The organism is Undibacterium sp. Ren11W, assembly GCF_049340485.1.
Classification (GTDB): Bacteria; Pseudomonadota; Gammaproteobacteria; order Burkholderiales; family Burkholderiaceae_D; genus Undibacterium.
This window is the reverse complement of the sequence record NZ_JBMPPB010000029.1, coordinates 1-405: the sequence shown is the minus strand read 5'-3', so window position 1 is coordinate 405 and position 405 is coordinate 1. Positions and strand designations below refer to the sequence as shown.

Genomic DNA, 405 nt, shown 5'->3' with positions numbered 1-405 from the left:
AAGTGGTACCGACCAACGCGATTGCTGCGGTATCGAACGTCAAACCTGACTCGAATGCCAAACCAACCAGCGTACAACAGCCGGTGGCAGAAGCAAAATCGGTAGCACCAGCGACCGTTGCACCAGTAATCGATTTTAAGCAAGCTGGTTGCAAACCAGAGTATCCACGTGCTTCATTGCGTAATGAAGAAACAGGGACAGTCTTGCTGGCAGTTCTGGTGGGTGTCGATGGTTCTGTTTCCGACGTCAAGATAGAAAAGTCTAGTGGTTTCCGTGGACTAGATAATGCAGTGCGTACCCATTTGTTAGCGGGCGCCTGCAAACACAAACCAGGTACTGTCGATGGCAAGCCACAACAGATCTGGACTAAAGTGAACTACGTATGGAGTCTTGAATAAAACACAG

General features: G+C 49.1%; 1 protein-coding gene. It reads left to right on the top strand.

The annotated features are described in order from the left end of the window. Nucleotides 1-398: energy transducer TonB (locus ACO0K8_RS22315; protein ID WP_422948852.1), on the top strand; the 398-nt coding region annotated here is incomplete at its 5' end. Between the last annotated feature and the right edge of the window lie 7 nt (nucleotides 399-405).